Below are 7,191 nucleotides of genomic sequence, written 5' to 3' on the forward strand. Positions count from 1 at the left end.
GCGGCGCGCCGCCAACTGGAAATGCGCCTCAACCATCAGCTCGTCGACATCGAGAAGCTCCAGGCCGATATCCGCCAGGCCGTCAGGTTCGCCGACACCGCGGCTGACGCCGGCGACATCGTGACCGCCGCCGAATTCAACAACACCGCTCACGCATTGGCGGTCGAGCTGGTCACCGCCGAACAAAACATGGAGGACCTCAAGGGATTACACGACGAGGCGCTCAGCGCCGCCGCTGACGCCAGCAAGGCCGTCGAGCGCAATGCGATGGTTCTTCAGCAAAAGCTCCACCAGCGCGCCAGGCTGCTCACCCAGCTCGAGCAGGCCAAAATGCAAGAACAGGTCAGCGCGTCGCTGAGGTCGATGGGCGAGCTCGCCGCACCCGCGGACACTCCCAGCCTCGCCGAGATCCGCGACAGGATCGAACAGCGCTACGCCACCGCGCTTGGCGCCGCCGAACTGTCCCAAATACAGCGCCACACCGCGGCCATCACCGACCCGACCGAGACGGGATGGGCGGGCCGGCTCCGGCTAGAGCAGATCCGCGCCTCGGTCCGGGGACATTCGTTACCGGCCGCCGAGCAAACGTAGAACGTCCGCGAGTTGGCCACCCATTTCGTTGAGCTTGGCATCCAGGGCATCGACGCGCCGATCGAGCTTGGCATCCAGGGCATCGACTTTCTGATCAACCCCCTGGACCAGCTCGTAAAGCGCGTCGATGTCGGCGCGCTGCTGGCGCACCTGGCGCTGGATTTCGGGCCCGGACATAGAGAAGATCATAAACGGTGCCGCGGCGGGCGGTTTAAGTTCGAACGCATTCAAGGAAGGCGACCAATGGCTGATACAGAATTTCTCGCGACTTGGGAACTGGGACAGTGGATTACGATCCTGCGCGAACACCTCAGGGCCGACCCCGAGCAGTTCGCCGAAGCGGGCGGCCCCAGCGTTGAGCAACAAAAAGCGATCGAATACGGCAATAACCGCGCCCTCGACGACGCAGTCATCGACCAGTACCAGAAAGCATTCACCGCGCTCGGCGATGAGAAGGACGGGTCGCTGTTCAGCGCCCTGCTGGTGTCGTGCCAACGCGAGAAAGACAACGACGCGGCCGACAGGCTGATCAAAGCCCGCCAAGAGTTCGACCACTCGACGTTTGTCGTGGGGTTAGACATCGGTAACACCAGCTGGGGCGGCGGTGAAATCTACGGCGACAGAATCGAATTAGATCCCCGTGTCAAAGATCTTCTCACCGACACCATGAAAACCCAGTTCGTCTACGGCCTCACCGAAATCGCCCGCTATTACAAGGGTTTGGTTCTGGCCCGCGGCCCACGCCCGGAGCATCCCGTACTGACCTCACTGTTCACAATGGATTGGAAGGACGTGAAGCCAGACGGGGGCTTGCACTTTGTGGGGATCGTCCCTCCTGCTGGGCAAAGCGGCTCGATGTACCCGTTCGATCCCATCGCCGGCGTTCGAACAATCAGACAGGCCGTGCGTCGCGCCGAGGCACTGGGTGCGCAGCGCGCAGAGGTAATCCCCGCGGCATGGGCGATCCTGATCGCCAACAGCTGCGCCACACCAGTGACCACGGCTATCGAGGCGTGGAGCGAATTAGCCGCCCGCGGCCGTGACGGCTTCGTCGTCGGCCTCACCGCAGATACGCCCGGCGCCGCCCCGGCCGGGCTCGCGGACATGCGGGATCAGCTACCTGACGCCGCAACCATCTGGCGAGCATCGACCGAACTACTCACACCATGGCGCGACGACTACACCCTGGCCGCCTGGGACGCCTCGATTCAACCCGGCGCAGCTGGCGCCCAGCTCGGTGTCGACCGCCGGCCTCCCAACGATTCCACCCTGAACGAGTCGGTATGGGTTTACGACGATTCGCACTACGCCACCCATCTGACGACAGTCCTGGCCGATCAAGACATCACCTGCGCAACCATCACCGACACCACACTGACCATCCACGAGCCCCAGCAATGGGCCGACCGTGAGCCGATCTATTGGATTCCAGCCCGCTCAGGCCGCGCAGTCCTGCGTAAGGCCTCGCACAACGACTGGCGCGCAGCACAAGTCTGGTGATAACGGACAACTGCGATGCCAGACCCGACAGCCAGATGAGGACGTCAAGCACAAAGATGCGCTACTGGCATGGCCTCGGCCGAGGCGACCACAGCGGTATCGGTGAAATCAAAACCGCCAGCATGCTCGGTGTGCCCATCCGGGAGGATGCAGATCCGGACTCGGCGAATTACGTTCACGTCAGTCCGTTTAAACATATTGCGGCTGCATTTAGTGCCCTCGCCGGAGGTAATGCAATATGTGAGATCGACCCGGGCCCGCTTGCCGCGGAGAACGATCCAGACTTCCCATCACTCAGTCGGCGATTTCGCGGTCCGGTCAACGTCGTGTCGACGAAAGTCATTGCTCAGGAACAAATGCCGCACGCCCGCCGAATCGCCCATACCCTGTCCACCGACTATCTATATATAGATGGCACTGCACGCTACACACCCGACGGATACCTTCATACCCCTCCGCCGTGGCGCGAGATCGGATACACCGACACAGATTACGAATGGCTCGGCCGGTGGTACCCGCTCGATTTCCTTTACGGAAACAGCGATGGGTGCATCAGCGCAATCACCGACGATTTCGAGATGTTCGTTATGGTCCCGCCCGGACATCCCGGCCTTCAAGGAAGGCCCCGCATTCCAACCGGAAACCTACAGCGATCCTGGACCAAGCCGGGCTTCTACCCGAACAGGCACCAGTTCCGCGACCTCTTCACCGCCTCCGTTGAGTGGAAACCAGGCATGCCCAACAGCGTTACACGGATGCCGTGGGAGTGTTGAAAGCCTATTGCTGGTCGATCAGCGTCTGGATCAGGTCGGCGATGCGCTGCTGGCCGGCGGCTGAGCCGTCAAGCCTGCCCCGCACCTCGGTAAATGCTTGGTTGAGCTGCGTAAATCCCTGGTCAACATGTGCACGGAGGTCGACGAAGTCTTGCCGCAGCGCGTTGAAACTGGCGTTGGTTGCCTGACGGAAATCGTGCAGTTCGGCTTGGATCGCGCTCACATCGCGGTCTGCGGCTCCGGCGAGGACCCGCGGCGCAGCCGCGTCCTGCTCGCTGACCAGTTGTCGTAGCGCGCAAGCCCGGCCGTTTAGGGCCGGGTTAGCGCATCAATTTGGGTCTTCCGGGTCTACTGGGTGGTCGGCGCTGTTGGTCGATGTATTGGGTGATGATCGATAAGGGTGCGCCGCCGCAGGATGCGGCGAAGTAGGACGGCGACCATAGGTGGCCGTTCATGCTGTGCTGGTTGATCCAGTAGGTGAATTCGTAGCGCAGCCGGCGGGCGGACACACCCTTGAGGCTGTTCACGAGTTTGGATAGTTGCACGGTGGGCGGGTATTCGATCAGCAGGTGTACGTGGTCGTGTTCGCCGTTGAATTCGACCAGTGTGGTGTTGAAGTCGGCGCAGATCTGGCGCATCACCTGCTCGCAGCGGGTCAGTAGTTCGTCGGTGAGGACGCCCCGGCGGTACTTCGTCACAAAGACCAAGTGGGCATGAAGTGCGCAAACAACGCTACGGCCACGCCGGTAATCGTTATCGGAAAACATAGACCAATGCTATGGTGGCGGGATGCACACAGGTGTCGGTACCCGCAGTTAGGTTGTCGGCGTGGCTCACCGTTACCGGCTGTACCCGACCGGGGAACAGGCTGTTTTTATGCGGGAACGCCACTGCGCGGACGCGCGGTTCGTGTGGAACCTCGCGGTCGAGCAGTTCCGGTATCGCGAACACCGCCAGCGTGGCACGACGGGGCGTTCGGCGCCGGGTCCGGCGGTGCGACAGAAACAGCTTGCCGAGGCGCGTCAGGAGTTCGCGTGGCTGGCTGCCGGATCATCATCGGTTCAGCAGCAGGCGTTACGCGACTTCGACCGGGCAACACAAGCCTGCTTCGACGGCACCGCCAACGCGCCAACGTTTCGCAAGCGCGGGCAGTCGGAAGGCTTCTGTGTGCGCGACACCAAAGTGGAGGTCGGTAACCAGCGATGGGCGCAGGTCGCGGTGCCGAAATTGGGCTGGGTGAGGTTCAGGCTGTCGCGGGCGTTGCCGGCAGGCAAGCTGGGCATGGCCAGGATCACTTGCAGCCCTGCCGGTCGCTGGCATCTGAGTTTCCCCGCGCCGCAACCGGCGGTGCCCGATGCGGGCAGGGCCGGGCAGACGATCGGTATCGACCGTGGTGTGGCCACCACCATCGCCACCTCGGACGGGCAGATGTTCCGCGCACCCAGGATGGGTAAACGCGAGCAGGGGAAGCTGGCCCGGTTGGAGCGCGAGAAGGCGCGCCGGCGTAAAGGCAGCACCCGCCGCAAGGTCGTCGTGCACCAGATAGCAACGCTGCATCAGACGGTGGCTGATCGTCGCCGCGACTGGGTGGAGAAGATCACCACCAGGATCGCGGCCAACTACGACGTCGTCGCGGTGGAGCAACTGCCGGTCCGCAACATGGTTCGTAAACCCAAACCCAAACCGGACCCCGACAACCCCGGCCAGTATCTGCCCAACGGGGCGGCCGCTAAAGCGGGACTCAACAAGGGGATCTACGCCAACTGCTGGGGCCTGTTCGCTCAACGGTTGGGACACAAGATGAAAGCTTCCGGCACCACGCTAGTCGAGGTGCCGGCAAGGTACAGCAGCCAGCAGTGCCGCAAGTGTGGCCACACGGCAACCGAAAACCGCCAGAGCCAAACGGTTTTCCTTTGTGTCGCATGTGGTCACGAAGACCACGCGGACCACAACGCTGCTCAAATAATCCTCGCCCGGGCTCTGCCCGCGCCCACCCCCGGACCGGGGGCCGCACCGCAAGGTGCGGGCATCGCAAGGTGCGCTCACGAAAGTGAGAACTCTGGATGGGCCGCATGAGCGGCCCACTCGGAATCCCGGCCCTTCAGGGCCGGGAGGAGGTCAACTGGACTCGCCCTGATAGGTCACGCATCTGCTCCTCAAGAGCCGATACGCGTGCTTCCAGGTCGTCTCCAGCCACACCGGGAAGCATATCGAAAAGGTAACATCAGCGTGTAACCGAATCTTCGCGGCCAGGACTGAAAATCTTGCTTGAAATCGTGCCGACCGTGGTAAGGATTTCAGCGTTCAGCGCGCAGCCCAAGCCTGGGTGACCGGTCGATAGAATGCGGCAACGGATGGAAGGGCGCGCGGTGTCGAGAGCTGAGCTGACTGTTTTGCGGTTGCCCGCATTCAAAAGCGTCCGTGACGCCGAAATCCCGATCGCACCCGTGACGTTACTTGTCGGGCGGAACGGTTCTGGGAAATCCAATGTTCTTGATGGCTTAGCTGTGCTGTCAGCGTTCGCTGCTGGCGGGGATCTGCGCGATTCCCTTGACGGGGCTCACCCGGGCCCGGTGGTTCGCGGCGGGTCGGAAGGGTGCGCGCCGCTGGGTAGCTCATCGTTTGAGATCGGTTGCACCGCGAGCTATGAGGGGTCCGAATACCACCTTGATCTTGAGGTCCAGGTCAGTCCGACTGTCAAGATCAGGTCTGAGCGGTTGTGGTCGGTATGGTCGTCGGGAACGCGTAAGGGCGAACCGGTTGAATATCTGCGCTCAGACCCGCCTGATGAATACTCTGGGGACATTTCGGTGCGCTGGAACAACGGAAAACGCGGCATCAATCCGGCCATTACCATGCGGGCCACTCAGCTGCTCACAGCGCAGGCCGCCACGCGAGTGCCTGCGACCACAAAGGCCGGCGCCAAAGTCCACGAAGTGGCCGCGATCATGCTGTCCGCGATCTCGGGCATCTTCATCCTCGACCCCGTCCCTCATCAGATGCGCGAGTATGTGCCCGAGCGTGACAATGTGTTGCGCCGCAACGCCGATAACCTTTCGGCGGTTTTACGGCGACTGTCGGCAGATCCGAGCGCGCGCGACACGCTGCTGGATTCCACCCGCTCATTGTCTGAAGCTCAGGTGTCGGATATGTCGTCGGTGGCCAGTCAGCTCGGCGACGTCATGGTTACGATCGAAGAGTTGATTGGCGGGGAAAGGCGTGCCGTGGCGGCTCGGCTGATGAGCGATGGCACGTTGCGTTTCCTGGCCATCATTGCTGCAATGCTGGATGTTCCGCCTCAAGTGCTCAATGAAATCGACGGCAGTCGGGTCCTGGTTGCCGAAGAACTCGAGAACGGTCTTCATCCTTCCCAAGCGGCACTGCTATTGGATCGGTTGAAAACCACTGCGGCCCACGGCCAGATAAGAACGGTGGCAACGACTCACAGCCCCGCCATCCTGGACGCGCTGACCGGAGACGACCATCGATCAGTCTTTGTCTGCACCCGCGACGAACAAGGGTGGAGCCGAGTTGATCGACTCACTGATTTTCCCGATTATTTCGAGACGGTCGGTCAAACATCGCTAGGCGAAAGCGCAGTTCGCGACCGGTTGCGGCCCCACGACGTCGACAACCGCGCCGTACATGGCACGCTTGACGCGATCTTCGGTTCGTAGCGGCGCCGCATGCGTGTCCAGTTCATCGACACCAGCGTGTTGTGCCATCTTCTCGAGGTCCCGGGCCGTACGTCAGACGTCGTCGCGGCTGACACCCAGCGGCTGTTCCGGGAGCGTTTCGACGCCGGTGTCCGATTCGTGCTGCCGATCACGACGATCGTGGAAACCGGTAACTTCATTGCCCAATGCGGAGGGGACCGGCGGTCTGCGGCCCAACGGTTCGATCGCGCGTTGGCTGCTGCGGCATCAGAAAGCCCGCCGTGGCTGATCCACGATGTCGCCTGGAATTCCGAGTTCGTCAACGACCTACTGGCCGGCAACGCAACCGGAACCAGCCTGATCGAGCACTTCACGGCGAAAACCCTTGGGGCTGGCGATCTTACGATCCTGGTCGAACGCGATCGTTACGCCGCGACCAGATCGTTCGACACCGTCGAGATCTGGACCACTGACGCGGGACTCAGCGCCTACTGATAAGCGGTCAAGGTCGGTGCTAATGCTTGTCGGTTGAGACCGTCTCGCACTGGAAATCTTGCGTGAAATCGTGTCGGTTGTGGCGTCGGCCGCGCCGTCAATGGCAGCATAAAGCCATGAAACAGATGAAACCACAGCTGCAAGTTGGTCAGCGAGCTAGACCAAGTCATTATCGA

Annotated in this window: 9 protein-coding genes; 6 read left to right on the top strand and 3 right to left on the bottom strand. The window is 61.9% G+C overall.

Annotation, left to right across the window (positions count from 1 at the left end; all coding sequences use genetic code 11):
* On the top strand, positions 1-591 hold a 591-nt coding region (locus AC2VOU_RS01495; RefSeq protein WP_486955758.1), incomplete at its 5' end, for a PspA/IM30 family protein.
* Here the strand turns inward: AC2VOU_RS01495 and AC2VOU_RS01500 are convergent.
* A complete protein-coding gene (locus AC2VOU_RS01500; RefSeq protein WP_486955759.1) occupies positions 568-768 on the bottom strand; it encodes a hypothetical protein in 201 nt (66 codons plus the stop codon). The two genes, AC2VOU_RS01495 and AC2VOU_RS01500, sit on opposite strands and share 24 nt — an antisense overlap.
* A gap of 66 nt (positions 769-834) precedes the next feature.
* On the opposite strand from AC2VOU_RS01500, the gene AC2VOU_RS01505 reads away from it, so the two are divergent.
* Positions 835-2,091, top strand: coding sequence for a hypothetical protein (locus AC2VOU_RS01505; protein WP_486955760.1), 1,257 nt, complete (start codon positions 835-837; stop codon positions 2,089-2,091).
* Positions 2,092-2,147: 56 nt separating this feature from the next.
* Positions 2,148-2,864 (top strand): hypothetical protein, encoded by a 717-nt coding sequence (locus AC2VOU_RS01510; protein WP_486955761.1) that lies wholly within the window; start codon positions 2,148-2,150, stop codon positions 2,862-2,864.
* Between the two features lie 4 nt (positions 2,865-2,868).
* On the opposite strand, the gene AC2VOU_RS01515 is transcribed toward AC2VOU_RS01510, so the two are convergent.
* Entirely contained in the window at positions 2,869-3,087 is a 219-nt protein-coding gene (locus AC2VOU_RS01515; protein ID WP_486955762.1) for a hypothetical protein, read from the bottom strand.
* Positions 3,088-3,184: 97 nt separating this feature from the next.
* Positions 3,185-3,631, bottom strand: a complete 447-nt coding sequence (gene tnpA, locus AC2VOU_RS01520) for an IS200/IS605 family transposase (protein WP_486955763.1) — start codon at positions 3,629-3,631, stop codon at positions 3,185-3,187.
* Between the two features lie 61 nt (positions 3,632-3,692).
* On the opposite strand from tnpA, the gene AC2VOU_RS01525 reads away from it, so the two are divergent.
* From AC2VOU_RS01525 to AC2VOU_RS01535, 3 genes are all read left to right on the top strand, one after another.
* Positions 3,693-4,940, top strand: coding sequence for an RNA-guided endonuclease InsQ/TnpB family protein (locus AC2VOU_RS01525; RefSeq protein WP_486955764.1), 1,248 nt, complete (start codon positions 3,693-3,695; stop codon positions 4,938-4,940).
* A 278-nt stretch (positions 4,941-5,218) separates the two neighbouring features.
* Positions 5,219-6,541 carry an AAA family ATPase gene (locus AC2VOU_RS01530; protein WP_486955765.1) on the top strand — a complete coding sequence of 441 codons (1,323 nt, stop codon included), beginning with the start codon at positions 5,219-5,221 and terminating at the stop codon, positions 6,539-6,541.
* A gap of 9 nt (positions 6,542-6,550) precedes the next feature.
* The gene (locus AC2VOU_RS01535; RefSeq protein ID WP_486955766.1) at positions 6,551-7,015 is read left to right on the top strand and encodes a hypothetical protein; all 465 of its coding nucleotides are present in this window, start codon (positions 6,551-6,553) and stop codon (positions 7,013-7,015) included.
* Positions 7,016-7,191: the final 176 nt, after the last annotated feature.

The sequence above is a fragment of the Mycobacterium sp. TH-M25 genome (genome assembly GCF_057473665.1).